Annotated in this window: 25 protein-coding genes; 7 read left to right on the forward strand and 18 right to left on the reverse strand. The window is 65.0% G+C overall.

The features are described 5' to 3' along the window. Positions 1-6 precede the first annotated feature (6 nt). Together WN72_RS38325 and WN72_RS38330 are read left to right on the forward strand one after the other, a co-directional pair. Complete coding sequence (locus tag WN72_RS38325) at positions 7-1,740, forward strand: FAD-dependent oxidoreductase (protein WP_092212953.1); 1,734 nt, start codon at positions 7-9, stop codon at positions 1,738-1,740. A gap of 77 nt (positions 1,741-1,817) precedes the next feature. Further along, positions 1,818-2,612, forward strand: coding sequence for an IclR family transcriptional regulator (locus WN72_RS38330; protein WP_092212955.1), 795 nt, complete (start codon positions 1,818-1,820; stop codon positions 2,610-2,612). 157 nt (positions 2,613-2,769) lie between these two features. On the opposite strand, the gene WN72_RS38335 is transcribed toward WN72_RS38330, so the two are convergent. The 8 genes from WN72_RS38335 to WN72_RS38370 all read right to left on the reverse strand — a co-directional run bounded on the left by WN72_RS38335 (position 2,770) and on the right by WN72_RS38370 (position 10,570). Then, positions 2,770-3,549, reverse strand: a complete 780-nt coding sequence (locus WN72_RS38335) for an SDR family NAD(P)-dependent oxidoreductase (protein ID WP_092212957.1) — start codon at positions 3,547-3,549, stop codon at positions 2,770-2,772. A 56-nt stretch (positions 3,550-3,605) separates the two neighbouring features. Then, the gene (locus tag WN72_RS38340; RefSeq protein WP_092213105.1) at positions 3,606-4,196 is read right to left on the reverse strand and encodes a thiamine pyrophosphate-dependent enzyme; all 591 of its coding nucleotides are present in this window, start codon (positions 4,194-4,196) and stop codon (positions 3,606-3,608) included. 5 nt (positions 4,197-4,201) lie between these two features. Further along, a complete protein-coding gene (locus WN72_RS38345) occupies positions 4,202-4,732 on the reverse strand; it encodes a thiamine pyrophosphate-binding protein (protein WP_092212959.1) in 531 nt (176 codons plus the stop codon). Positions 4,733-5,010: 278 nt separating this feature from the next. Continuing rightward, positions 5,011-5,712, reverse strand: a complete 702-nt coding sequence (locus WN72_RS38350) for a GntR family transcriptional regulator (RefSeq protein ID WP_244553662.1) — start codon at positions 5,710-5,712, stop codon at positions 5,011-5,013. Positions 5,713-5,823: 111 nt separating this feature from the next. Continuing rightward, the gene (locus WN72_RS38355; RefSeq protein ID WP_092212968.1) at positions 5,824-6,567 is read right to left on the reverse strand and encodes an aspartate/glutamate racemase family protein; all 744 of its coding nucleotides are present in this window, start codon (positions 6,565-6,567) and stop codon (positions 5,824-5,826) included. Positions 6,568-6,576: 9 nt separating this feature from the next. After that, positions 6,577-7,842, reverse strand: a complete 1,266-nt coding sequence (locus WN72_RS38360) for an NAD(P)/FAD-dependent oxidoreductase (RefSeq protein ID WP_092212970.1) — start codon at positions 7,840-7,842, stop codon at positions 6,577-6,579. 3 nt (positions 7,843-7,845) lie between these two features. Next, positions 7,846-9,507, reverse strand: a complete 1,662-nt coding sequence (locus WN72_RS38365) for a thiamine pyrophosphate-binding protein (RefSeq protein ID WP_092212972.1) — start codon at positions 9,505-9,507, stop codon at positions 7,846-7,848. Positions 9,508-9,652: 145 nt separating this feature from the next. Beyond that, entirely contained in the window at positions 9,653-10,570 is a 918-nt protein-coding gene (locus tag WN72_RS38370) for an NAD(P)-dependent oxidoreductase (RefSeq protein WP_092212974.1), read from the reverse strand. 115 nt (positions 10,571-10,685) lie between these two features. Between WN72_RS38370 and WN72_RS38375 the strand changes: the two genes are divergently transcribed. The 3 genes from WN72_RS38375 to WN72_RS38385 all read left to right on the forward strand — a co-directional run bounded on the left by WN72_RS38375 (position 10,686) and on the right by WN72_RS38385 (position 12,801). Beyond that, complete coding sequence (locus WN72_RS38375; RefSeq protein ID WP_092212976.1) at positions 10,686-11,522, forward strand: transporter substrate-binding domain-containing protein; 837 nt, start codon at positions 10,686-10,688, stop codon at positions 11,520-11,522. Positions 11,523-11,844: 322 nt separating this feature from the next. After that, a complete protein-coding gene (locus WN72_RS38380; protein ID WP_092212978.1) occupies positions 11,845-12,273 on the forward strand; it encodes a universal stress protein in 429 nt (142 codons plus the stop codon). Positions 12,274-12,348: 75 nt separating this feature from the next. Beyond that, positions 12,349-12,801, forward strand: a complete 453-nt coding sequence (locus WN72_RS38385) for a universal stress protein (RefSeq protein ID WP_092212980.1) — start codon at positions 12,349-12,351, stop codon at positions 12,799-12,801. 89 nt (positions 12,802-12,890) lie between these two features. Here WN72_RS38385 and WN72_RS38390 read toward each other — a convergent pair whose 3' ends face one another. Further along, entirely contained in the window at positions 12,891-14,390 is a 1,500-nt protein-coding gene (locus tag WN72_RS38390) for a carboxylesterase/lipase family protein (RefSeq protein WP_092212982.1), read from the reverse strand. 23 nt (positions 14,391-14,413) lie between these two features. Beyond that, positions 14,414-15,754 carry an MFS transporter gene (locus WN72_RS38395; RefSeq protein WP_092212984.1) on the reverse strand — a complete coding sequence of 447 codons (1,341 nt, stop codon included), beginning with the start codon at positions 15,752-15,754 and terminating at the stop codon, positions 14,414-14,416. 205 nt (positions 15,755-15,959) lie between these two features. On the opposite strand from WN72_RS38395, the gene WN72_RS38400 reads away from it, so the two are divergent. Then, the gene (locus WN72_RS38400; protein ID WP_027560879.1) at positions 15,960-16,616 is read left to right on the forward strand and encodes a TetR/AcrR family transcriptional regulator; all 657 of its coding nucleotides are present in this window, start codon (positions 15,960-15,962) and stop codon (positions 16,614-16,616) included. A 221-nt stretch (positions 16,617-16,837) separates the two neighbouring features. Here the strand turns inward: WN72_RS38400 and WN72_RS38405 are convergent, their stop codons facing one another. From WN72_RS38405 to WN72_RS38430, 6 genes are all read right to left on the reverse strand, one after another. Next, positions 16,838-17,623 (reverse strand): ABC transporter permease, encoded by a 786-nt coding sequence (locus WN72_RS38405; RefSeq protein WP_027560880.1) that lies wholly within the window; start codon positions 17,621-17,623, stop codon positions 16,838-16,840. Beyond that, the gene (locus WN72_RS38410) at positions 17,620-18,432 is read right to left on the reverse strand and encodes an ABC transporter permease (RefSeq protein ID WP_035729261.1); all 813 of its coding nucleotides are present in this window, start codon (positions 18,430-18,432) and stop codon (positions 17,620-17,622) included. The genes WN72_RS38405 and WN72_RS38410 overlap by 4 nt, the downstream gene beginning before the upstream one ends. Positions 18,433-18,542: 110 nt before the next feature. Continuing rightward, positions 18,543-19,589 (reverse strand): ABC transporter substrate-binding protein, encoded by a 1,047-nt coding sequence (locus WN72_RS38415; RefSeq protein WP_143130533.1) that lies wholly within the window; start codon positions 19,587-19,589, stop codon positions 18,543-18,545. A gap of 27 nt (positions 19,590-19,616) precedes the next feature. Further along, positions 19,617-20,924 (reverse strand): NAD(P)/FAD-dependent oxidoreductase, encoded by a 1,308-nt coding sequence (locus WN72_RS38420; RefSeq protein WP_167380628.1) that lies wholly within the window; start codon positions 20,922-20,924, stop codon positions 19,617-19,619. A 16-nt stretch (positions 20,925-20,940) separates the two neighbouring features. Then, positions 20,941-21,657, reverse strand: a complete 717-nt coding sequence (locus WN72_RS38425) for an HAD family hydrolase (protein WP_092212995.1) — start codon at positions 21,655-21,657, stop codon at positions 20,941-20,943. A 36-nt stretch (positions 21,658-21,693) separates the two neighbouring features. Continuing rightward, a complete protein-coding gene (locus WN72_RS38430) occupies positions 21,694-22,776 on the reverse strand; it encodes an ABC transporter ATP-binding protein (RefSeq protein ID WP_167380629.1) in 1,083 nt (360 codons plus the stop codon). Positions 22,777-22,985: 209 nt separating this feature from the next. Between WN72_RS38430 and WN72_RS38435 the strand changes: the two genes are divergently transcribed. Further along, positions 22,986-23,924 carry a LysR family transcriptional regulator gene (locus WN72_RS38435; RefSeq protein WP_092213000.1) on the forward strand — a complete coding sequence of 313 codons (939 nt, stop codon included), beginning with the start codon at positions 22,986-22,988 and terminating at the stop codon, positions 23,922-23,924. Positions 23,925-23,944: 20 nt separating this feature from the next. On the opposite strand, the gene WN72_RS38440 is transcribed toward WN72_RS38435, so the two are convergent. Beyond that, positions 23,945-24,862 carry a lipase family protein gene (locus WN72_RS38440; RefSeq protein WP_092213002.1) on the reverse strand — a complete coding sequence of 306 codons (918 nt, stop codon included), beginning with the start codon at positions 24,860-24,862 and terminating at the stop codon, positions 23,945-23,947. 140 nt (positions 24,863-25,002) lie between these two features. After that, on the reverse strand, positions 25,003-26,190 hold the full coding sequence (gene uxuA, locus WN72_RS38445) for a mannonate dehydratase (RefSeq protein WP_027560888.1): 1,188 nt from the start codon (positions 26,188-26,190) through the stop codon (positions 25,003-25,005). Between the last annotated feature and the right edge of the window lie 40 nt (positions 26,191-26,230).

Raw genomic sequence — 26,230 nt, forward strand, 5'->3', positions numbered from 1 at the left:
TGAGACATGGCCGGCAACGAGCGCAACGCAAGCGAAACCTACGAGTGCGATGTGCTCGTGGCCGGATCGGGCTGCTCCGGCATGTCGGCCGCGATCACCGCGCGCTACCGTGGCCTCGACGTGCTGATCGTCGAGAAAGAGCCGCGCTTCGGCGGCACCACCGCCCGCTCCGGCGGCTGGCTGTGGATCCCCGGCACCTCGCTGGCAAAGGCCTATGGCATCACGGAGACGCCGGAGCAGGCGCGCACCTACTTGCGCCACGAGGCCGGCAACAATTACGACGCGGCGCGTGTCGATGCGTTCCTGAGCGCCGGCCCCGAGGCAGTCGACTTCTTCACAACCAAGACGGCGCTCCGTTTCGACATGCCGCTGGTCTTCCCCGACTATCACGCCGAAGCGCCCGGCGGCGCGCAGGGCGGCCGCTCCATGGTGACGCGACCGTTCGACGGCCGCGAGCTCGGCGACCAGATCAAGTCGCTCGGCATGCCCCTACCCGAGCTCACCGTGTTCGGCATGATGCTGGGAAGCGGCAAGGAGATCATCCACTTCATGCGCGTGACGAAGTCGTTGACGTCGGCGGTGTATGTCGCCAAGCGGCTTTCGCGGCATCTCATGGACGTGATGCGCTACGGTCGCGGCATGACGCTGACCAACGGCAACGCGCTCGCCGGGCGTCTCGCGAAGTCGGCGCAGGATCTGAAGATTCCGATGTGGCTGTCCTCGCCGGTGCGCGAGCTGACGGTCGAGAACGGCGCCGTCACAGGCGCGATCGTGTCGCGTGAGGGCCGCAACGTGCGCGTCCGCGCGCGGCAGGGCGTCGTGCTCGCCTGCGGCGGTTTTCCGCATGACGTCGAACGTCGCAAAAAGATGTTTCCGCATGCTCCGACCGGCGTTGAGCATTTTTCGCCGGGACCGACCGGAAATACCGGCGACGGCCTCCGCCTTGCTGAAAGCGCTGGCGGTCATGTCGAGGATCGCCTGCCGAACGCGGCGGCGTGGGTGCCGGTGTCGCTGACCACGCGCAAGGACGGATCCAAGGGCGTGATGCCGCATTTCATCGACCGCGCCAAACCCGGCGTGATCGCGGTGATGCGCGACGGCAAGCGCTTCGCCAACGAAGGCAATTCCTATCACGACTTCGTCCAAGCCATGATCAAGGCTGCCAAGCCCGGCGAGGAGATCGCAGCCTATCTGGTTTGCGATCACCAGACGCTGCGCAAATACGGCCTCGGCTGCGTGCCGCCGTTCCCGATGCCGCTGGGTCATCACCTCGATACCGGTTATCTCATGCGCGGCGACACGCTCGAAGCGCTGGCCGCAAAGGCCGGCATCGATGCCGAGGCGTTCACCGAGACCGTCAGGCAGTTCAATGCGACCGCGCCGCTGGGCCACGACGCCGCCTTCGGCAAGGGCTCAAAAGCCTATAACCGCTACCAGGGCGACGCCATGCATGGTCCCAATCCCTGCATCGCGCCGATCGAGAACGGCCCGTTCTATGCCATCAAGATGGTAATCGGCGATCTCGGCACCTATGCCGGCATCGTCACCGACGAGAACGCGCAGGCGCTCGACGCCGAGGGCCGGGTGATTCCCGGCCTCTATGCCGCCGGCAACGACATGGCGAGCATCATGGGCGGCAATTATCCCGGCGCCGGCATCACGCTTGGGCCGGCGCTGACCTTCGGCTACATTGCCGGCCGTCATCTCGCCGACAGCGCCGCCAAGCGCGACGCGGCGTAGAGCATGATCCGGAAAAGTGTGCAGCGGTTTTCCGAAGAGATCATGCTCAAACAAGAACTCAAGCGCATCGGAGGCGCATGAAGAGAGAAAGCCGCGGCATCCAGTCGATCGAGGTCGGCGGAGAATTGCTCCGCGCGCTCGCCAGGAGCGGCGAGCCGATGATGCTGCGCGATCTCGCCCGCGAAGCCGGCATGACGCCGGCCAAGGCGCATCCTTATCTCGCCAGCTTCTCCCGCATCGGCCTGATCGAGCAGGACGAGACCACCGGCCGCTACGAGATCGGCGCGCTGGCGCTGGAGCTTGGCCTGATCAGCCTGCGTCGTCTCTCCGGCGTGCGCATCGCGCGGCCGAAGATTGCAGCACTCGCGAGCCAGATCGGCCACGCGGTGTCGCTGGCAGTCTGGGGCACGCACGGCCCGACGGTGGTGCAGCTGGAAGAGCCCGGCCAACCCGTGCACATCGTGATGCGCGCGGGCTCGGTGATGGCGCTGCTGGAGACCGCGACTGGGCGCGCCTTTGCGGCGTTCCTGCCGGAGAAGACCATCAACGCCGCACTCGAAAGCGGGCTTGATCGCCACGGCGTCGGTTACAATCCGAAGCGTGCGGTGAAAGGCGCGAAGGTCGTCGAGATGCTGGCGGAGGTTCGCAAGCACGGCCTCGCCCGCGCGCTGGGCGATCCGCTGCCCGGCGTCAATGCGTTCTCCGCACCGGTGTTCGATCATTCCGGCCATGTCGCATTGGTCATCACCGCGATGGGCCCGGAAGGCACGTTTGACGCGCGCTGGGACAGCCCGATCGCGCACGCGCTGCGAGATTGCGCTGGCGGGATCTCGAAGCGGCTGGGCTATGGGATGACGGTTGCGGCGGAGTGAGGCTTCGCAGCCCAGCACAAACACGGCTGTCATGCCCCGCGAAGGCGGGGCATCCAGTACGCCGCGGCGGATGTGGCGAGAGCGAGCTCTTACCCCCGCCTCTGGAATACTGGATCGCCCGGTCAAGCCGGGCGATGACACCGAGAATGGAGCCGCCCTACTTATCCTTCACCGGCACCGTGTAGTTCAGGATCAGCCGCCCGCCATCGGGATAGATGGTCTGCCCGGTGATATACGACGCATCGTCGCTCGCGAGGAACGCGACCACTGAAGCCACCTCGCTCGGCTCGCCGCCACGGCCGGCAGGCGTACGCGACATCACGGTCTTGCGGGCGTCTTCCGAGGTGTAGATCGAGGACGCCACCATGTCGGTCAAAATCGTGCCCGGCCCCACCGCGACGACGCGGATGTTGTGCGGGGCGAGCGCAACGGCGGCGACTGACGTCAGCTGCTTCATGCCGCCCTTGGACATCGCGTAGGTCGCAAGCGCCGGGATCGCGAGCAGCGCATTCACCGAGGACATGTTGATGATGACGCCACCACCGCCTTGCGCGATCATCTGTTTTGCTGCCGCCTGCACGCCGAAGAATGCGCCCTTCAGGTTGATGCCGATGATCTCGTCGAATTCCACTTCGGAGATCTCAAGGAGGTCCCGGTTGCGGGCGACGCCGGCATTGTTGACCATGATGTCGAGCCGGCCGAATTCTTTCGCGGCGGTTGCGACGAGCTGATCCACATCGGTGCGCTTGGCGACATTGCCGACGACAGTGCGCAATGCGTCCGGCCGCCCGAGCTCGGCGGCCGTTGCAGCCAAACCCTCGGCATCGACGTCGGAGATGACGACCTTGACGCCGTCGTCGAGGAATCTCTTTGCGCAGGCCTTGCCGATGCCGCGCGCCGCACCGGTGATGGCGGCGACCTTGCCGGATAGTTTCATGGTCTCACTCCAGAATAGCTGCTTGCGGCAGGCCTAAGCCGGATGAGGACCGAGGGCTAGGCCGCCGCAAACCCGAGATGAGCACGGAACCGGTTCTTGATAAAGACGGCATCGCGCGAGGGCAGCGAGCGCGGCGGATTTTCGGCCAGAACCTTGATGACAAAAAGCCGCGGGCCACCGACCGGTTCGGCCATTTGCGCGGCGAGGCGTTGCACTTCCTCAAGCGTCCGCACGGTTCCGGTCGCGGCAAAGCCGCAGGCCGTGGCGATGGCGGTGAGATCGACACCGCGGCCGGTGTGGCTCGCCTGCATCCCGGTCTCGCCAAAATGCTGGTTGTCGATCACGACGATGTCGAGATTGCGCGGGCGCGCGACGCCGATAGTGGCGATGCCGCCGAGGCCCATCAACTGCTCGCCGTCACCGGTCAAGGCGACGACGCGCTTTCCCGGCTGCGCCTGCGCGAGCCCAAGCCCGATCAGCGCGGCGCCGCCCATGGCGCCCCAGAGATAAAAATTGTCGTCGCGGTCGCCGGTCGCATGCAGATCGTAGGTCGGCGAGCCGAGGCCGGAGACGACCAGCATGTCCTTGCGGTTCTTCAGGAGTGCCGCGACAGCAACGCGGCGATCGAGTTGGGAAGGATTGGACATCGACATCACCACTTCTTCTTGCCGATCAGGCGCTGCCCGATCAGGACCGCGATCTGCTGGTCGGACTCATAGGCGAGCGAGGCCGCGGATTCGACGGTCTCGACCAGGTCTTCCGCCGTCTCCGCGCGCATCACCTTCAGGCCGATGGCTTCGAGCGAGGGCTGCGTCGCCCGGCTCATCGGCACTTGCCAGGGATTGAACTCGGCCCATTCGCCGCGCATCGTCACCAGCATCAGAAGCGGAAAGCGGCCGATCGCCGACAGCGACAACATGTTGATGCAATTGCCGACACCGCTCGACTGCATCAGCAGCACGCTGCGCTGGCCGCCAAGCCAGGCGCCCGCGGCAATGGCGATGCCCTCCTCCTCCGTCGTCAGCACATTGGTGGTGACGTCGTGGTCGGCCGAGAACATGCGGATGAGCTGGCTGTGGCCGGCGTCGGGGACGTAGGACATCTGCCTGACGTCGGCGCCCTTCAGGATGCGATAGAGCTCGGACGGCCAGTCGGTTTCAGGATTGGGCTTGGGGCTGTGCACCGCGTGTCTCCGTGACTTTCGAGCGGCACGCTAGCGATGTTCGCGCGCGAAGGCTCTGACCGTCTGGCATGAGCAGGTATTGAAAGATTGTATAGCTGGCGTTGGCCGCGGCATCCGCGCCTCTGCTCCCTCGCCCCGTTCTTACGGGGAGAGGGTTGGGGTGAGGGGCTCCCTCCATACGAAGAGTCCACCGATAGACCTGTACCCCCTCACCCGGATTGCATCTTCGATGCAATCCGACCTCTCCCCGCAAGCGGGGCGAGGTGAAAAGAAGAGCCTCAATTCGTCGCAGCTCTCACCGCGGCCGGCATATAGATCTGCGCGTAGCCTTCCTTGATCGCGGCCGTGATGCGGTCGAGGCGGCGATCGATGTGCTTCTCCAGCACTGACACGCAGGCCTCCTCATTCCGCGCCTTCAAACCTTCGACCACGGCGCGGTGCTCGGCCTGGGTGTTCGAGCGGTTGACGCGGTCCATGTCGATCCAGCGCACGAAGCGGATGCGGGCGTTGACGTTGCGCAGGACGCGCAGCATCTCGGCATTGTTCGACATCGCCATCAGCCGCTCGTGGAAGGTCTCGTCCAGCTCGACCAGCTCCACCGATGTGCGCTCGCCGGGATCGGGACCGGTGGCTTCGAGGAATTTCAACAGCGCGTCGATGTCCTCGTCCTTGGCGCGCTTGACGGCGAGGCGGACCGCGGCGACCTCGATCGACTTGCGCAGCTCGTAGAGGTCGAAGATCTCGTGCGCATCGAGCTCGCGGCAGAAAAACCCCTTGCCCGGCGTGAAGCGCAGGAAGCCTTCGGTGTTGAGACGGTTGAGCGCTTCGCGCAGCGGCGTGCGGCTGACGCCGAGGCGCTTTGCCAGCTCACCCTCGTTGAGCCGCTCGCCCGGCTTGAACTCATAGCTCACGGCCATCGCCTTGAGCTGCTCATACACACGATCGACGATACTGTCGGAAGCCAGTTCCACGTTGCTCATCATCTACTGCATTCATGCTCGAACACGATCCAATATACCGACGCTGTGCGGACCGTGGCAATGCAAACGACTCGTTAGCAAGGCCTGATCAGACCTTTACGACAGCAAGAATCAGGCAAAGGCGCGGGGGCGCAGTCCAGCATGAAACCAGGTGATCATGGAATAGATGTCGTAGACGGGCAGCCCCACCTCGGCCTGCAACGCCGCCGCATAGGGCGGCATGTTGGTGCATTCGAGCACGATCGCGCCGACATCGGGGTTTTTGGCGACGAGCTCCTTGCCTGCCTCGACCACATCGCGCTCGGCCTGGGCGACATCCATGTCGTCCTTCTCGGCCTTGATCAGGACGCGGAAAAACTCCTTGCCGTGCTCGGTGCCGACCAGCGGCGTGTCGAGCGGCACGCCGGCGCCTTCGAGATGGGCCGGCGTCAGGGTCGAGCCCGACACAGTGACGAGGCCGACGCGCTTGCCCGGCGGCAAGGTCGCCTGCACCCAGGGCACCTGCATCAGCGACGAGGTCGCGACCGGCACGCCGACGGCCGCCGCGATCTCCTTCTGGAACAGCGAGAGGAAGCCGCAATTGGTGGTGATGGCCTCGGCCCCGAGCCGCACCAGGTCCTTCGCAGCATCGATGAAGTCAGGCAACAGGCCCGCAGCGCCCTTCAGCACCACCTTCTCAGGCGACGCCCCGCTCACCACGCGATAGAGCACCGGGAATGGCCAGGTCGTGCCATTGCCCATGTCGCCGGGAATGCGGGGAAAGCGCGCCTCCAGCATCAAAATGCCGAGCGGCGCGCCGTAGATCGCCTTGCCGCCACGGGCGATGCGGGAGGATGCGTTGGCTGGACTGGTCATGATGCGACCTCAGAGGAAGCGAGTGGGCGCGAACGGCGCCAGCGGAATCTCAGGCGTCTTGCCGCTCAGGAGCTGGGCGACGAGACGCCCCGTACGGGCCGAGCCGACCAGGCCGACATGGCCGTGGCCGAAAGCGTAGACGATGTCGCGTGAGGCGCGCGCGTGGCCGATGCACGGCAGTCCATCTGGCATGCTCGGGCGATGGCCGAACCAGGTCTTGATGCGCGAGGGCGGAATATCCTTCGGCAGCTTTGGGAACATGCTGAAGAGGTTGTCGCGCAAGATCTCGGCACGCTTCCAGTTCGGCGCGGCGTCAAGACCTGCGATCTCGACCGTACCGGCGGCGCGCAGGCCCTTGTTGGTCCAGTTCACGACCATCTTGGCGTCGGACGCCATCATCGAGCTGCGCGGGCCGGATTCCGGATTCTCGATCATGACGTGATAGCCGCGCTCGGTCTCGAGCGGCAAGGGATCGCCGACCGATGCGGTGAGCTGTTTTGACCGCGCACCGGCGGCGACGACGACAGCGTCACAAGCTATCTCGCCGGTCCCGGTGAGCACGGCAACGAGCTTGTTGCCGGAGAGCTTCAGACCGGTCGCCTTGGCCCGCACGTGCTTCGCGCCGCTGGCGATCGCATGATTGGCAAGAGCCGCAACATAAGCGCCGGGATCGCGACAGCGGCCGGCTTCCTCCACCACCACGCCAAAGGTGTATCGCGGATGCAGGTCCGGCTCGCGCTGACGCATCTCGTCGGCATTGAGCTCCAGCCATTCGACGCCGAGCTTCTTGCGCAGGCGCCAGCCGAGGTCGTTGTCGAAATTACCGCGCGAGGGGAAGACGTGCATCACGCCGTTGCGCTCGACCAGTTCCGGCACGCCCGCTTCTTCCGCAAGCTTCCGGTGCAGCAGCGGCGCGTCCTTGAGGAGATCGCGCAGCGCGAACGCCGTCTTCTCGACCCGCGCCTCGGTCCAGCCCGAGAGAAGATATTTGATCAGCCAGGGTAGCGCCTTCGGCAAGTACGACCAGCGGATCGCGAGCGGGCCGAGCGGATCCATCAGATAGCCCGGCACCTTCTTCCAGACGCCCGGCTCGGCCGGCGGGATCACCGAATGCGAGGACAGCCAGCCGGCATTGCCGTAGCTCGCCGCCTGCTCTCCGCCCGGCTCTCCCGGATCGATCAGCGTGACGCGATGGCCCTCGCGCAGCGCCTCGATCGCACTGATCACGCCGACTGCGCCGGCGCCGATAATCGCGACGTGGCGGCCCTCCGGCATCGCCTACGCCTTCACCTGCGGCACAAAATCCTTGCCGACTGAAATCGCGCGCGGATCGATAATGCAGTGAAGGATCGACGGCTTGCCCGAGGCCAGCGCACGCTCGAACGCAGGCGCGAATTCTTCGGTGCGCTCGACGCGCTCGCCATGGCCGCCGAACGCCTTCGCATACATCGCAAAATCAGGGTTCTTCAGCTGCGTGCCGACGACGCGGCCGGGATAGTCGCGCTCCTGGTGCATGCGGATGGTGCCGTATTGCGAGTTGTCGACGACGATCACGATCAGCGGCGCGTCGTACTGCACGGCGGTCGCGAATTCCTGGCCGTTCATCAGGAAGCAGCCGTCGCCGGCGAATGCGACGACGACACGGTCAGGGTATTGCCGCTTGGCGAGCACGCCCGCGGGCACGCCATAGCCCATCGAGCCCGAGGTCGGCGCGAGCTGCGCCGCGAAGCTGTGGAAGCGGTGGTGGCGATGGATCCAGCCGGCATAATTGCCGGCGCCGTTGCAGACGATCGCGTCCTTCGGCAGCCGGTCGCGCAGCCAGGTCATGACCTGGCCATACTGGAACGTGCCCGGCAGCTCGCGCGCCTTGTCGGTCCAGGCGAGATAATCGGCATGCGCCTTGGCGGCTTCGCCCTTCCAGGCAACCGTCCCAGTGGGCTTCAGCGTCTCGACGGCGGCGGCGAATGCGGCCGGTGTCGCCTGAATCGCCAGCGCCGGCTGATAGACGCGGCCGAGCTCTTCCGAGCCCGGATGCACGTGGATCAGCTTCTGCTTCGGCGAGGGAATGTCGAGCAGCGTGTAGGATGAGGACGGCATCTCCGACATGCGGCCGCCGATCAGCAGGACGACGTCGGCGTTGTCGATGCGCGCCTTCAGCCCCGGGCTCGGCCCGATGCCGAGATCGCCGGCATAGTGGGAATGATCGGCGTCGATCAGCGATGCGCGGCGGAACGAGGTCGCGACCGGCAGGTCGAAGCGTTCGGCAAAGCGCGCGATGCTCTTGGTGGCGCCATCAGTCCAGCGCGAGCCGCCGAGGATGACGAGCGGTGCCTTGGCGCTGGCGAGCATCGCGCCGACGCGCTCGATATCATCCGGCGCCGGCCAGCTCACCGCCGGCTCGATCCGCATGGCGTCGGCAACGGCGGCGGTCTCGGTCAGCATGTTCTCCGGCAGCGCGATCACGACGGGACCGGGACGGCCCTGCATGGCGACGCGGAAGGCGCGCGCGACCAGCTCGGGAATGCGATCGGGCAGATCGATCTCGACCGCCCATTTCGCCATGGGGCCGAACACCGCCTTGTAATCGAGCTCCTGGAACGCCTCGCGCTCGCGCATGCCGGTATCGACCTGGCCGACGAACAGGATCATCGGCGTCGAATCCTGCATCGCGATGTGGACGCCATGGCTGGCGTTGGTCGCGCCGGGGCCGCGGGTGACGAAGCAGATGCCGGGCCGTCCCGTGAGCTTGCCATAGGCCTCCGCCATCATCGCCGCGCCGCCTTCGGCGCGGCAGATCACGACGTCGATCGGGCTGTCATGCAGCGCGTCCAGCGCCGCCAGATAGCTCTCGCCCGGCACGCAGGTGACGCGCTCGACGCCCTGCGCGACCAGCTGATCGATCAGGATCTGGCCCCCGGTGCGGGTGTTGCGAATGGTCATAACGGCTCCCTGCTGGCTCTGGCGGTGCGCTCGACGCCGCGCGCAAATCTCGTTCGGAGGTGGGTAGGACAGGCGGGCAGAGCGCGCAAGATCGAAAGGTCTCTCCTCTCCTGCGCAGGCATCATGCCCGGCTTCGATGGTTGCACTACCGGCCGCCTGCGATGATGCGGCGGCAGTGATCGAGCGCCGCGCCGATCAGATTGTCGCTCGCCTCGGGGGTGCGGAACGCCGAATGTGCCGACAGCGTCACGTTCGGCAGCTTCGTCAGCGGATGGCCCGGCGGCAGCGGCTCGACGGTGAAGACGTCGAGGCCGGCATGGGCGATGTGGCCGGAGCGCAAGCCATCCAGCATCGCGTCCTCGTCGACCACGGCGCCGCGCGCGGTGTTGATCAGGATGCTTCCCGGGCGCATCATCGCGATGCGCTCGCGCGACAGGAACCCCTTGGTCTCGTCGTTGAGCAGCAGATGCAGCGAGACGACATGGCTTTCGGCGAGCAGCTTCTCCAGCGCAACGAATTCGACGCCCGGATGGGTCTTCGGCGACCTGTTCCAGGCGATCACCTTCATGCCGCAGCCCGCCGCCATCCGCGCGGCTTCCGCGGCGATGCCGCCAAAGCCGATCAGGCCGAGCGTCTTGCCGGTGAGCTGGACCGCATCGCGGCGCAGCCAATTGCCCTCGCGCATGCCGCGATCCATCTCGCCAAAGCTCTTCGCCGAGGCCCACATCAGCGCGATTGCGCATTCGGCGACCGCGGTATCGCCATAGCCTTTGATGGTGTGAACCGAGATGCCGCGTCCGGCCAGCTCTTCCGGATTCATGTAGCTGCGCGCGCCGGTGCCGAGAAAGACGACGTGCTTCAGCCCGGCACATTTCGCGGCAATCGCCGTCGGCACCGCGGTATGATCGACGATCATGATCTCGGCGCCATCGAGCAGGCGCGGCAGGTCGTCGGGCGAGATCGCGGGATTGCGGTTGATGGCGACCGGGAGGTTTTGCGCACGCAGCAGCTTTTCGGTCACCGCGGCAAGGGTGTCGTTGGCGTCGACGAAGAGGGCACGCACGTGTTTGGCTATCCCGTTCAATTCAAAATACCGACTTGCATTTTAAACTGAATACAGAAATAGTCCAGAGGCCGGGTTTGAACGTTCAGCAGAAGCGATTGCCCAGGAGACTGCCATGAATCGCAGGGACGCACTCACCACCGTTGCCCTCGCCGGCGCCGCGATCGCCGCAACCGGTTCGGCCAGGGCCGACACCGCGCCCGGCTCGACGCTCGAACGGATCAAGAAGAGCGGCGTGCTGCGTATCGCCGTCATCGCCGGCCAGGACCCCTACTTCCACAAGGACCTCACCACCAATCAGTGGTCGGGCGCCTGCATCGACATGGCGAACGACATCGCCGGCAAGTTGGGGGCCAAGGTCGAGACGCTGGAATCGACCTGGGGCAACCAGATCCTGGATCTGCAGGCCGACAAGATCGACCTCGCCTTCGCCGTGAATCCGACGCCGGAGCGCTCGCTGGTGATCGACTTCTCGACGCCGATCCTGGTGCACTCCTTCACCGTCATCACCAAGAAGGGTTTTGCCAAGCCGCAGACCTGGGCCGAGCTCAACAAGCCCGAGGTCAAGATCGCCATCGACATCGGCTCAACGCACGAGACGATCGCGCGTCGCTACTGCCCGAAGGCGAACATCCTCGGCTTCAAGACGCGCGACGAGGCGATCCTCGCGGTGTCGACGGGCCGCGCCGACTGCAACGTCTCGCTGGCCGTGCTGTCCATCTTCACGCTGAAGAAAAATCCGACGCTTGGCGACCTCGCCATCCCGCGTCCGCTCCTGACGCTGCCGACCAATCTCGGCATCCGCGCCGAATCCGATCGTCGCTACAAGGATTTCCTCAGCGCCTGGGCCGACTACAACCGTTCGCTGGGCCAGACCCGCGAATGGCTATTGAAGGCCTATGAAACCGTCGGCCTCAGCGCCGAGGACATCCCGAGCGAAGTGCAGTTCTAGAACGGCCGGCAAGGGCGGATTTGGCTTTAAGCTGAATCGACCAGCCGCGGGCTCCCTACCCTCTCCCGCAAGCAGGAGAGGGAGCGCACTTCCTTCGTTTGCAGCATCAAAACCAATCTCATTGCGCACTAATCCCCCGATACCCGCGCGGCGTCGGGGCGTGACGTCCGCCCCCGACAGACGTCGAGGTTGTGCCAATTGCGGACATCCGGATCGCGGTACGATGAGCCGATAGGTTGATTTATCTCAAGACTGCATTCGGAACGCGAGCTAGCTTATCTTCGCAAGGCAGCGATACGTCCGGACAATCGGGAGGTAGAGCATGTACCGGCACATTCTCATTCCAACAGATGGGTCTGAGCTAGCGGAGCGTGGGGTGGCGCACGGATTGGCGCTGGCGAAATCCCTTGGGGCCACCGTATCCTTCATCTTCGTTGTGGAACCATTTTCCGAAGTGTCAGGCCGGTTCCTCGAAGCAATCGCAACATATGCCGAGTTGCGCAAGGAACAGGCCGCGAGCGTATTGGACGGCGCGGCAAATGCGGCCAGGACGGCCGGCATTTCCTGCGAGACGATTCAAGCGGAGAGCGGGCAACCCCATCAGGCCATCATCGCAGTCGCCACGGACAAAGGCTGCGATCTCATCGTCATGTCGTCGCATGGGCGCAGCGGACTTGCCGCGCTTGTCATCGGGAGCGTGACAAACAAGGTGCTGACGCACGCACGGACCCCTGTCCTGGTCTGTCCATGAATGTGAGCCCCCTGTTGAAGTCAAACCACCGCACCGGAAGATGGCGACAGGGTCGTCCAGAAAAGGAGCCTCCAGATGTACACCCGGATCCTCTTAAGCACGGACGGATCGGACGTCGCGAGAAACGGCATTAAGCATGGGATTGCTTTGGCAAAGGCCCTGAAGGCCAAGGTGACAGTCATCGCCGTGACGGAATCATTGCCAATCGACTACGGGAGCGGACACGCCTCGGGATGGATACCCTCGCAGCAGGAAATTGATAGCTTCGACGCGGCCTGCAAGGAACGTGCGGGCAAAGTCCTCGACGACGCGCGAGCTTTGGCAGAGCAAGCCGGGATATCCGCAGAACTCTTGCACGTTCCGAATGCGCACCCGGCCACCGCGATTATCGAAACAGCAAAGTCAGGAGGCTGCGACCTGATCGTCATGGGCTCTCATGGGCGCCGCGGTCTCAAGAAGCTATTCCTGGGGAGTCAAACATCGGAGGTCTTGGCCGACGGAAGCGTGCCGGTGTTGGTCGTGCACTAACGAACGGAAATAACGGCGCGGGCTTGGTGAAAGCCGGCTCCCAGCCGGCGGAGCTAAGTCACGCCGCCCGGCATTCTTGTTCGAGAGGCTCATCCTGCCTCCCTGATTTTCCTCTTGTCGTTGTCGCTCGCGCTCAGCTCCGCCCACAGGCGGGAGCGCACACCTTCGTTGAGCGGCGCAATATGGAACGGCTGGCCGAAGATGGCGAGCGGCTCCTGGGGCAACTCGAACCGCGGCCAGGCTTCCGCAACATCGGGTACACCTGATGTGACGAAGCGCAGCAAGCTTGTCTGAAACCGCGCGGCGACATCGATATCGGCGGGCGTCATCGGTCCACCCTTCCGCTTCAGGATGGGACGGTCGATGAAATTGGGCAGATGCGCCCAGAGGCAGGCATTATCGGCACCGTGGGTCGGCCCCTGCGACAGGAACGGTTCCAGCGCCGGACGATGGTCGAACCGGCTCAACCACACCGCACCGCCTGCCGCGGCATGCAGTCGCGCGAGATCGGCCATCGGACGATGCCAGAACGCATCCGACAGCAGCGCCTCGTACGGATCCTCGTCGGCGCACGCGGTGGCGCGATAGTAGGACAGCAGTCGCCCCCAGCCGGCATCGCCAAAGGCGGCTCGCACCTGACGCTCGGTGGTGCGGATCATCGCGGCCGGCGGGGTGCTCTTCAGGAACATCACCATCTCGTCGCGGCAGGAGCCGAGCCAGAGCGGGATGTCGCGCAAGCTGCCGCCCGCGAAGACGTCGCGCGGCTCGCGCGGGATCACGGTGCCGTCGAGCACCGGGCCGAACACGGTGCCTGATGCGGTCTCATCCGCGATCATGCGGCCGACCCGTTCCACGGCCGCGAACAGTTTTGGGAGAGGCACGGCGGCGATCGCGCCGGGATTGCGCGCCGGCTCGAGCTCGTCGAGCACACGCTGCGCGACCTCGTCGGCATGATCCGCGGTCATGATGGTCCGTCCGGGAGCGCTCAGTGCGAGCGCCCGAATGAACTTGCCTCTGGCTTCCGGCAGCGTCGCGAGCGCGATCACCATGGAGGCGCCGGCGGACTGACCGGACAGCGTGATGACGTCGGGATCGCCGCCGAAATTTGCGATGTTGGCATGCACCCAGTCGAGCGCGGCGAGCGCATCCGTGATGGCGAGGTTGTTGGCCGCATCGAGGCCGTGGCGATGCAGTTGCAGGAAGCCGAGCGGGCCGAGCCGATAGTTGGTGGTCACGACCACCACGGGACCGCGCGCGGCGAGGACGCTGCCGTCATAATCGGCGCCGCCGCCGGTGACGAAGGCACCACCATGGATGAAGAACATCACCGGCAGCGGGCGATCCACCCCTGCCGGCGTCCAGATGTTCAGGCTGAGACAAGACTCCTCATCGGCCTGCTCGAGATGGCCGGGCTGCGGCGCATAGGCGCCGTAGTCCATGCAATGGCGCGGCTCCGTCCAGGCGCGCGGTGCTATCGCCTTGGCAAAACGCCGCGCGGTCGCGAACGGCACGCCCTTGAAAGCGCGCATGCCGTTCCGCTCGGCGCCGACGATCGGCCCGCTCGTGGTCGAGACTGCGTTGGTCAGCATGCGATCCCTATCCCGTCTCTCACTCAACCGCGCCGCTTGCCGAGATCGGCGATGTCGACCGTGTGGGTTTCGCGCGCGGTCGCCGCCGCGGCGGCCGAGATCACGCAGCAGCAGGCTACGAAGATCGCGACGGGAATCCAGCCGTTCGGCCCCTCACCCACCAGGCTCGCGCTCACAAGCGGCGTGAAGCCGGCGGCGAGGAAGCCGAGCTGGGTGCCGATCGCCGTGCCGGAATAGCGCACGCGCGCCTCGAACATCTCGGCATAGAACGACGGCCAGATCGCGTTCGGCGCGGCGTAGACGATCCCGGAGAGGATCATCGCGGCGGCGAAGATCCCGATCGTGTTGCCTGATGTCACCAGCATGAAGTACGGGAACAGCAGCACCGCGCAGCCGAGCACGCCGCCGATGAACACCGGCTTGCGGCCGATCTTGTCGGCGAGCAGCGCCCACAGCGGCTGGGTGATCAGCGCGGTGACGTTGCCGAGCACGCCGGCCCAGAGCATGGTCGGACGCGCGACACCGAACTTGGACGTCGCATAGCCGAGCGCGAACACGGCGGTCATGGTGCTGACGGTGGCGATCAGCGCGCAGACGATGACGCGCAGCACGTCGGGCCAGTAGTCGCGCAGCAGCGCGATCAGCGGGAAGCGCGCGACTTGCGCCTTGTCCTTGATGTCCTCGAACACGGGCGTTTCCGGCATGGTCCGCCGCACCAGATAGGCGACGACCAGCACGAAGAACGAGAGCAGGAACGGAATCCGCCAACCCCAGCTCAGCAGCTGATCTTCCGGCAGGCTCGAGACCGGAATGAACACCAGCGTCGCCAGGATCGCGCCGGCCTGCGTGCCGCTCAACGTCCAGCTGGTGAAGAAGGCACGGTTGGAATTGGCGGAATGTTCCAGCGTCAGCGAGTTCGCCCCGCTCTGTTCGCCGGCGGCCGAGAGGCCCTGCAACAAGCGCAGCAACGTCAGGATAACAGGCGCGGCATTGCCGATCGATTTGGCATCCGGCAACAGGCCGATCGCCAGCGTCGAGCCACCCATCAAAACCAGCGTGAACAGCAGCACCGTCTTGCGGCCGATGCGGTCGCCGAAATGACCGAGGATGACCGCGCCGACGGGACGGGCGATATAGCCGATGCCGAACGACAGCAGCGCAAGCAGCGTCGCGGTCGAGGGATCGACATTGGCAAAAAACACTTTTGGAAAGATCAGCGCTGCCGCGGTGCCGTAGATGAAGAAGTCGTAGTATTCGAGCATGCTACCGACGAAGCTGACGAGCGCGGCGCGCTTGGGCAGCTTGTTTTGCGTGGCTTCCGCTGCTGATGGCGCGTGCAGTGGTGCGGTTGACGTCAAGGTCATGAAATTCCTCCCCGTATGTCCGGTGCGGTGCGCGTCAGGCCGTCCGCCTCGCGCGCTTTTCTCGTTGTTGTTGCCGCAGCTTTGGTTTCGACGCATAATGTACGAACTAGTACGTTTATGCAATATGCGTTGGACCAGTGCCCCGGCAGGTGAAATTTGCCTTCACCTTCAAGGTGATCCGTGGAAACTGGCGGGAGAAACAGCAATGCTCGAGCGCATGCCGCCCCCATCGAAGCGCACCAACGACCCCGAACGCACCAAGCGCGATATCCTCGAAGTGGCGATGGCCGAATTCGCCTCGGAGGGCTATTCAGGCGCCCGCGTCGACGCCATCGCGGCGCGCACGCGCACGTCGAAGCGGATGATCTATTACTATTTCGGCGGCAAGGAGCAGCTCTATCTCGCGGTGCTGGAAGAGGCCTATCGCAGCATCCGCGCGCTGGAGGATCAGCTCGACATCGAGAGCTGCGACGCGCGCGAGGGATTGCGCCGGCTGATCGAGGCGACCTTCGACCATGACGAGCGCAACCCGAACTTCATCCGCCTCGTCTCAATCGAGAACATCCATCACGGCAAGCACCTGAAGCAGAATCTGCAATTGCGCCAGCTCAATGCCAGCGTGATCGCGACCCTCGACGGCATTCTCGCACGCGGCCACGCCGAAGGCGTCTTCCGCAACGACGTCGACGCCATCGACCTGCACCTCGCCATCTCTTCCTACTGCTTCTTCCGCGTCGCCAACCGCCACACCTTCGGCGCCCTGTTCGACCGCGACCTCAGCGAGCCCAAAGTGCTGGTGAAGAGTCGGACGCAGATCGTTGAGATGATCCTGGCGTGGCTGGGAGCCAGCCAGGCGCAATGACACAATCAGCAGCTCCGTGATCCCAGCGCAGCGGCGGAGCCGCTGTCGCTGGAGGTGCGAGTGGCGCGATGCGCACAGCATCGCGCCGCGAGCGTCAAAGGATGCGCGGCCGAGCTGACGCAGCGGGGCCCCCGCCCTTCGAGGCTTCCCCTGCGGCGCGTTGCGCCCCAGGGCGCGCACCCCAGGCTGACGGGGACGGACTAGCGCTAGCGCCAGCCCCCTCACCCGCTCCTCTTCTGCCGCGTGCTCGCCAGCAGCACCAGCATGAAGGACGCCGCCGTCATCAGCGTCGAGATCGCGGCGATCGTGGGATCGATCTCGTCGCGGAGTGCGGTGAACATGCGCTTGGTCAGCGGCTGGTATTGGCCGCCGGAGATGAACAGCGCGACGATGGTCTCGTCCATCGCCGAGATGAAGGCGAAGATGCCGCCCGCGATCACGCTGGACTTGATCTGCGGCAACGTCACCGCGAAGAAGCTGCGCAGGCGGTTCATGCCGAGGCTGCGCGCCACCATCTCCTGAGCGGGGTCGAAGCTCTGCAGGCCCGCGAGCACGGAGATGATGACATAGGGCAGGCCCAGCATCACATTCGCCAGCACGAGGCCGGGCATGGTCGCGACCAGCCCGACCTTGGCATAGACGAAGAAGATACCGACAGCGGTGATGATGATCGGCACCACCAGCGGCAGCAGCAGCGCCATGTGGATGAGGCGCATGATCCGCAGCTTCGACTGGCTGATGGCGTAGGCGGCAGCAACGCCGAGCGGCGTCGCGATCACCACGGTGAGAAGCGCGACCGTCAGCGTCACCCGCGTCGCCTGCATCCAGGCGGGATTTGAGAAATATTGCTGGTACCAGCGCAGCGAGAAGGATGGCGGCGGGAAGGTCAGGAAGCGTGCGCTGGAGAACGAGATCGGCGCAATGATCAGGACCGGCAGGATCAGATAGACGAGCACCAGCGCGCAGATCACATACAGGACAATCCGTGCGGGCGAGGCGCGCATCATTTTTGCCCCAACACGCGATCGAGAGAGATGAAGCGGCTGACGACGAAGAAGATCGCAAGCACGCTCAGGAGCAGCACGACGGCGACCGCACTTGCCGCGCCGAACTGGTTGTAGAGCTCCACATTGCGGCTCACCAGCATCGACACCATCACGGTGCGGCCGCCGCCGAGCAGCTCGGGCGTGATGTAGAAGCCGAGGCAGAGCACGAACACCATGGTGCAGCCGGCGAGCACACCCGGCAGCGACAACGGTAGGAACACGCGCATGAAGGTGAGCGACGGGCTCGCGCCAAGGCTGGCGCCGGCCTGCATCAGATCGTTCGGGATCTTCTGCATGGTAGCATAGAGCGGCAGCACCATGAAGGGCAGCAGGATGTGCACGGTCGCAACCACCGTGCCGAAGGTGTTGTGGACCAGCGCGAGCGGTTCGGCGATGACATCGAGATAGCGCAAAAACTGGTTGATCACGCCGGTGCGCTGGAGCAGCGCCAGCCAGGCATAGGCGCGGACCAGAACGCTGGTCCAAAACGGCAACACGACCAGCGACAGGATGAGGATGCTCCACCCTTTCGGCACGGAATTGGCAAGATACGCGACGGGATAGCCGAGCAGCAGCGCGATCAAGGTGACCGCGAGACTGATCTCGAAAGTCAGCGCAAAGCTGCGCCAGTAGACGTCCTCGGTGAAGACCCGGCGATAATTCTCCAGCGTGAAGCCGTCATGATAGATCGACTGCCATGCGAGCCAGCCGACGGGCAGCACGATCAGGGCCAAGATCACTAGCAGCGCCGGCGACACCAATGCCAGCATCAGGCCGTGCTCACGGCGCTGATGCTTTTGCGATGGATCTGGCACTGATGTCGTCAACGCTGCCTCGGCTGGTTGAGTGGTCCGGTTCGGCGGCCGCCGAACCGGCTGGCTTACTTCTGCATGAACGACGCCCAGCGCTTCTCGGCGGCCTCGCCGGCCGGCGAGGACCACCAGGCGTAGGACATCAGCGCCTGCTTCACCGCATTGGCCGGCTCGCTCGGCAGTTGCGCGGCGCGCTCGGGCTTGATCACGCTGGTCTCGAACGCCTTGGGATTGCCCGGACCATAGTCGATGTGCAGCGGCAGATTGGCCTGGTGCACGGGATCGACCGCCTCGTTGATGAACTTGATCGCCGTGTCGAGATTCGGCGCACCCTTGAGGATGCAGAGCGACGTGCTCTGCAGGATGCCCTGGTTGTAGGTGAAAGCAACTTTCGCGCCTTCCTTGGCGACGGCGCTGACGCGGCCGTTCCAGGCCATCTCCATGTCGACCTCGCCGTCATTGAGCAGTTGCGCCGACTGCGCGCCAGACGTCCACCACACCGTGATGTGCGGCTTGATCTCCTCCAGCTTCTTGAAGGCGCGATCGACGTCGAGCGGATAGAGCTTGTCCGGCGCGACGCCGTCGGCCATCAGCGCCGCCTCCAACGTTGCAAACGGATGGTTGCGCAGCGCGCGGCGGCCAGGGAATTTCTTGACGTCCCAGAAATCGGCCCAGCTGTTCGGCGCATCCTTCGGAAAGGTCTTCTGGCTGTAGGACAGTACGCTGGAATAGAACTCGTAGGAGACCGAATAAGGACTGCGATAGGACTCCGGCATCGCCGCGCCGTTTGGAATCTTCGAGAAGTCGAGCTTCTCGATCAGCCCCTGCTCCCCGCCACGCAGACAATTGCCGGTCGGGGTGTCCACGACGTCCCAGATCGGCTTGCCGCTACCGACCTGCGTCTTGATCGCGGGCCAGGCGTCGGGAATGGAGTCCTGGTTGATGGTGATGCCGAGCTTCTTGGCGGAGGGATCGAGGATCGCCACCGTCTGTGCCTGCTGGTAGGCGCCGCCCTGCGAGACGAAGGTGATCTGCTCGGCGGCATCAGCCGCGCTGGTCAGTCCGATTGCGCCCAAGAGCGCGCAGCCCAATCCAAAATTCCGCTTCATCGTCATCCTCGCCTCCTCCATCGCCAAATGATCTCACCGACCGATCGCATCGAGAAACTGGTACCAGCCGGCGACCATGCGCACGGCGGGCTCGCGCAGCGGGTAGAACGGGATAGCCTTCATGCGCCTGATATCGAGCAGTCCGACGTCGGGCGACTCGCCGCGCACGAAGGCGGCGAGATAGCGGCCCATCAGGCTCGACATCGCAACGCCGGCGCCGTTGTAGCCCAGCGCGACCAGCGTGCGGTCGTCGAGCCGGCCGATATGCGGCACCGAGTCCAGCGTCATCGCGACGAGGCCCGACCATTTGTATTCCAGCGGGATATCGGCGAGATCGGGGAAGATGCCGACCATCGCCTTGCGCAAGGCACCGAACGCGGATTGGGTGTCCTGCTTGCCGAAAGCGCCGCGGCCGCCAAAGATCACGCGGTTGTCGACCATGCGGAACCAGCGCATCATGCGCTTGGTCTCGGTGTAGCTGCGCCCGGTCGGCATCAGCTTTCCCGCGAGATTGCGCGGCAGCCGCTCGGTTGCGACGATGGCGCTGCGGAACGGGATCAGCGTGCGCTGCAGATGCGCGGTGGCGCCGGTCAGATCGGAATAGCTGTTGGTGGCGATGATCGCCTGTTTTGCACGTACTGCGCCTCGCGGTGTTTCGGCGACGATGCGGTCCTTGTCGCGCCGAAGCTTGACGACCGGCGTCTCCTGGAAGATGGGCACGCCGCGGCGCGCCACGCCATCGGCGAGGCCGCGCAGATAGTTCAGCGGATGGATGCCGGCCGAGCCGGGATTGAGCACGCCGCCGACGAAGATGTCGGAGCCGGTTTCGTCACGCACGCCTTTCTTGTCGAGGATCCGGACCTCGGCCGAGCCCATTTCGCGCGTCATCCAGTTGGCCTCATCGATCGCGGCCTTCAGCGTCGTCTCGTTGTGAGCAGCCTTGACCTGGCCGGTGCGCACAAGGTTCGCGCTGGTGATGCCGAATTCGGAGACGAGCTCCTCGACGATGTCGGTCGACTCATGCGCGATCTCGTACATGCGCCTCGCCATGGCGCGGCCATGCACGGCGTCGACCTCGCGGAACGAGAGGCGAAACTTCGCGGTGATCACGCCGCCATTGCGCCCGCTCGCGCCCCAGCCGGGGCGGTTGGCCTCGATCACGATTGGCGACGAGCCGTCTGTGGCGATGTGATGTGCGGCGGAGAGGCCCGTATAGCCCGCCCCGATGATCACCACATCGGCTTGGTGCTCGCCGGACAGCACGGGAAACGCGCGCGCCGGCTCCGCCGTGGCTTCCCACAGCGAGTTGACCGATGGTTGCGCGCTCCAGTCCCGTGTCATCTCGGCGCTCACGGATTTATGCCACCGGCCCGATCGCCGCGTCGGCGAGCGCCTTGAGCGTCGGGAAATGGAAATCCGGCTTGGTCAGCGTCTCCACGGCCGGAGTGCCGCCGAAACCGGCGATACCCTGGCGGCGCTCGATCCAGCACACCTTGTAGCCGAGTTTCCGCGCGATCCCGATGTCGTGGTACTGGCTCTGCGCGACGTGCAGGATATCTGACTGCTTGTAGCCGAACGCGGACTGCCGGCCCTTGTTATAGGCGAAGAATTCCGGGTTCGGTTTTGCCACCCCGGTGTCGTCGGCACAGACGGTGTCGTCGAAGGGATTGCCGAGCGCGTGCGCGTAGCAGGACAGCGCGACGCGGTCCGCATTGGTCATGGCAACCAGGCGGAATTTCGTGCGCAGGCGCTTCAAGGCCTCGACCGAATCCGGGAACGGGCCCCAGCGCAGCACCGCGAGCTGGAACACGTCGCAGCATGCATCGTCGGCCGGCAGCCCGAGCTCCTTGGCGAGATAGCGGTAGACGTGGAACATCACCTCGCTCGAGCGCTCGTAGTGCTTGTCGCGGCCGCGCTTGTAGGATTCGAAGATCTGGTCGTCGCCGAGCTCGGCCGGCGTCTTGCCGGAGATCTTCCGCACCGCGGAGAGCACGCCGGTCTCGAAGTCGATCAAGGTGCCGACGACGTCGAAGGTGAGAACCTTGAAGTTGCTGAACGCGGCTTGGGTCGACATGTGGTTTGTTCTCTCCGGTTGGACGCGGCTTAAAGTTCAGTTCCCCACCCGGGGAACCACGATGGTGTCCTCGGGGTGGAGCGTGACGGTGAGGCTGCCGCCGAGCGGCGGGATGCGGCTATAGGCCTGGTGATAGGCCGGCTGGCGCAGGCTGAGCGCGACGCCGTCGGCAAGCGCCAGGAAGATGCGCAGGCTCTCGCCCTGGTAGACGATGTCGGTGACCGTCCCGGTCAGCCGGTTGCAGGCGCCATCCTGGGCGCCGTCGTCGATCAGCAGCTTCTCGCTGTGCACGGCGAGCATCAGCGCGTCGCCATCAGGAATGGCGCGGGCGCTGCGCAGCAGGGCGTTGCCCAGCGACACGCTGGAGGTATCGACACGGCGGACCGGCAGAAGTGTCGCCTCGCCAATGAAGCTGGCTACGAAGGAATCGGCGGGATGATCGTGCAGCCGCGCCGGCTCGTCGATCTGGACCAGACGGCCGTCCTTCATGACGGCGACGCGGTCGCTCATGGTCAGCGCCTCGCGCTGGTCATGGGTGACGTAGATGATGGTGGCCTGGATGCGCTTGTGCAGCGTCCGCAGCTCGATCTGCATGGACTCGCGGAGCTGCTTGTCGAGCGCGGAGAGCGGCTCGTCCATCAGGATCAGGCGCGGCTCGAAGATCATTGCGCGCGCGAGCGCGACGCGCTGGCGCTGGCCGCCGGAGAGCTGCGCGATGCCGCGCTCCTCATAGCCGGCAAGGCCGACCATGCTGAGCGCCGCGCGCACCTTGTCCGGCCAGGACGATTTCGGCAGGCGGCGCGCGCGCAGGGGAAAGGCGACGTTCTCGCCGACGCTCATATGCGGGAACAGCGCGTAGTTCTGGAACACGACGCCGATGTCGCGCTTGTGCGGCGGCATAAAGGTGACGTCGCGGCCGCCGAAGAGAATTGTGCCTGACGTCGGCAGGATGAAGCCGCCCAAGATGCCGAGCAGCGTGGTCTTGCCCGAGCCGGAGGGGCCGAGCAGCGAGACGAATTCGCCGGCGCCGACATTGAGCGAAACGTCGTCGAGGGCGCGAACGGCGCCATAGGCCTTGCTGGCGGACTTGATCTCGACGCTTTCCGCTCGCTTGTCCAACGATCGACCTCGCCATGTCCTGCAATGGCCTGCCTCACTGCGCGCCATAAGCCTGCTTTATAGACACGGATTTGGGGCACTCACGGCAAAGCGTGCGCTGCACCAAATCTTGTTCCGAAGACCCTGTGTTTAGGCTGTCATGCCAATGACACCAGACTTGGCAAAATCCGGCAATTGCCAAATTCTCACCGCGCCCATAACATGACGTTATGCCCGAGCTGCGCCGCATGCTGCCGTCGAGTAACGCACTGTTCGTCTTCGACGCGGCGGCGCGCAACGGCAGCTTCACCGCGGCGGCGGCCGAATTGAACGTCACGCAGCCCGCGGTGAGCCGCATGCTCGGCCAGCTCGAGGAGCATCTCGGCGTCCGCCTGTTCGATCGCAAGGCGGGCCGCGCGGTGCTCACCGAGGAGGGCGAGCTCCTGTATCGCCGCGTGCTCGACGGCTTTCGCAGCATCGAGAGCGGGCTCGTGGAGATCGAGCGGCGGCGCAAGGGCACCGAGACGGTGACGTTGTCGGTCTCCTCCGCCTTCACCACGCACTGGCTGATGCCGCGCATCGACAAGCTGCAGAAGCAGTTTCCGCAAGTGGATCTGCGCTTCCAGCTGATCTCCGGCGCGCTGCGCGGGCCGGTGGAGAATGTCGACCTCGGCATGCGCTTCCGCGATCGCGACGAGCCGTCGTCCGGCGGCGCGCTGGTCATGAAGGAAGTGATGCTGCCGATGTGCAGCCCCGGCTATCTCGGCGAGACCGACCCCGCTGAAGGCAATACCATCATCCGCCTCGCCGAGACGCCGGGCGACTGGGCCGCTGACTACGCATCGCTGCTCACCGGGCGCCGCGGCGCGGCCAAGGGGCTCAGCTTCACCGATTATGCCGTCGTGGTGCAGGCGGCCCTGCTCGGCCAGGGCATCGCGCTCGGCTGGCTGACGGTGGCCTCGCACTGGTTATTGACCGGCGCGCTGGTCCCGGCGTCCGACCGGCTCACCACCACGCGCCGCATCTGCGAATTCCTGCCGCCGCGCAACCGGCCGATGCGCCCCATCGCTGCCGAGATCCGCGACTGGATCACCGCGCAGATGCGAAGCGAGATTGCCGCAATCGACCGGCTCTATCCCAAGCTCGGCGCGATGGCCGCCTGTTATTGATCCGACGAGATTGCGATGCGTTAGGGCAACGCGTCGTAATATCGATCCGGCAGATGATCACCGATGCCGGGCAGCAGTAACTGGGAGAGCCGACCGATCATATCCATGCGCCTGCTCGGGGAAAACCCTACGACGAGATTTTCAAGCTGCTGGGTTAGGCCAGCGAAGCCCCCGGTCGTCGGCAACGGCTCGTCGGAATTGCTGTTCGGCGCAAGTTGACTGGCGACGAATTTCGCACCCGGGCCGCATGCCAAATAGCGCCCGACATGCTGGAAACCGAGCTGTGGTGGCGGGACGGTCGGGACGATATCGTTGCCGTGGACCAGGCGATAGGTCGTAGGCCCGAGCGTCGCGTTGTAGGCGGCCGCGGCATCGACGCGACAGACGCGCGGGCAGCCGTAAAGATAGACTTGCGGACGCGCAATCGCAGGCTCGCTACGCGCGCGATCGGCCGTGACGACGGCAAGTGCCGCTCCCAGGCTGTGTCCGGTGATGAATATGGGCGAGCCCGCGCCAGACGCCGCAATCAGCGCCGTTCGCACATCGTCCCAAACGGCCGCGGCGGCATCTTTGAAGCCTTGGTGGACATCGCCCTTCGGACGACCGAGATAGAAGTCACTGACCCAATTCTTGAGAATGAGCGGATCGGTGCCGGCGAACGCGACGATGGTCGCGCCGTCCCGCTGGGCGATAACGCCGCGGGTGTCCGAGACGGGGAGCGTCGATTTCGCGGGCTGCATCAACAGCTTGACGTTCGACAGCGTCCAGAAGCCGGACACCGCGGTAATCGTTTGCGGGACGTGGGTCTCGTAGGCGAGCTGCGACATCCACATCATCGCGCGCGCGACGTCAGGATCAAAATTGCCGGACGCCTTGTTGAAGTCCGCGAACGCGTTCCGATTGTATTCACTGAGAGGAAGTTCGACCAGGAAGCTCATGCGCAGCTCCTATAAATGGCCTGTGGCTGCAATGCGTCAGTCAAAATGCAATGCAGCCACTGTGGCACACACAGGAGCCGAAGACAATCTCCGCGAGCAAAGAGCCGAACTAACGCGGCCTTTAGGGAGACCCTGCCGTCCTATCGATGCTCGATCGCCCTGATTGCACCGCGCAGCTCAGCGAGGCCGCGCAGGCGGCCGATCGCGGTGTAGCCGGGATTGGTGCGCTTGGTGGCGGCGAGATCGTCGAGCATGCGGTGGCCGTGATCGGGCCGGAACACGATCCGCTTGTCGGGGGCGCGCCGCGCGTTCTCCTTCAAAAGCGCCTTGAGCACGGCGACCATGTCGACGTCGCCGTCGAGATGATCGGACTCGTAGAACGACAGGCCGTCTGCCTCGCGCTTGGTCGCACGCAGATGCGCAAAGGCAATGCGCGGGCCGAAGCGCTCGGCCATCTCAGGCAGGTTGTTCTCGGCGCGCACGCCGAGCGAGCCCGTGCACAGGCAGATGCCGTTCGCCTTCGATGGCACGGCGTCGAACAGCGCCTGGTAATCGTCGGCAGACGAAGCAATGCGCGGCAGACCGAACAGCGGCCGCGGCGGATCATCCGGATGCAGCGTCAGCGAGACGCCGAGTTGCTCGGCGACCGGCGCCACGCGCGCAAGGAATTCGGCGAGATGCTGCCGCAGGATTTTTGGCGTGATGTCGCGATAGGTCTCCAGCCGGTCGCGGAACTGCGGGATGGTCATCGGCTCGGTCGTCGAGCCGGGCAGCGCACTGGCGATGACCATGACGAGATAGTCGATGTCGGCCTGGCTCATCTTCTCGAATAGCGCTTTCGCGCGCGCCTGCTGCTCTGGCGAGTATTCCTGCGCGGCCGCAGGCCGCTCCAGGATATGCAGCTCGAACGCCGCAAAGCGGTCCTGGTCGAAGCGCATGGCGCGGGCGCCGTTCGGCAGCTCCCATTCGAGATCGGTACGGCACCAATCGACCACAGGCATGAAATTGTAGCAGATGATCTTGATGCCGCTGGCGGCCACCGCCTCCAGGCTAGCGATCCACGCTTCGATGGATTTGGTCGCCTTAGCCCCGAGCCGCTTGACGTCGTCAGGGATCGGAATCGATTCCACCACCGACCAGGTCAATTGCGAGCGGCCGGGCTGGCCGTTCTCGATGAAATTCTTGCGCTCCTCGACCGCCTTGCGCGTCCAGGCCTCCCCGATCGGCACCTGATGCAGCGCCGAGACGATGTCGCTCGCCCCGGCCTGCCTGACGTCATCCAAGGACACCGGATCATCCGGACCGTACCAGCGCCATCCTTCGAGCATCATCGAAATTCTCCCAAAGCGTTTTCGAGCGAAGTGGGTA

Source organism: Bradyrhizobium arachidis (assembly GCF_015291705.1).
In the GTDB taxonomy this organism is placed as follows: domain Bacteria; phylum Pseudomonadota; class Alphaproteobacteria; order Rhizobiales; family Xanthobacteraceae; genus Bradyrhizobium; species Bradyrhizobium arachidis.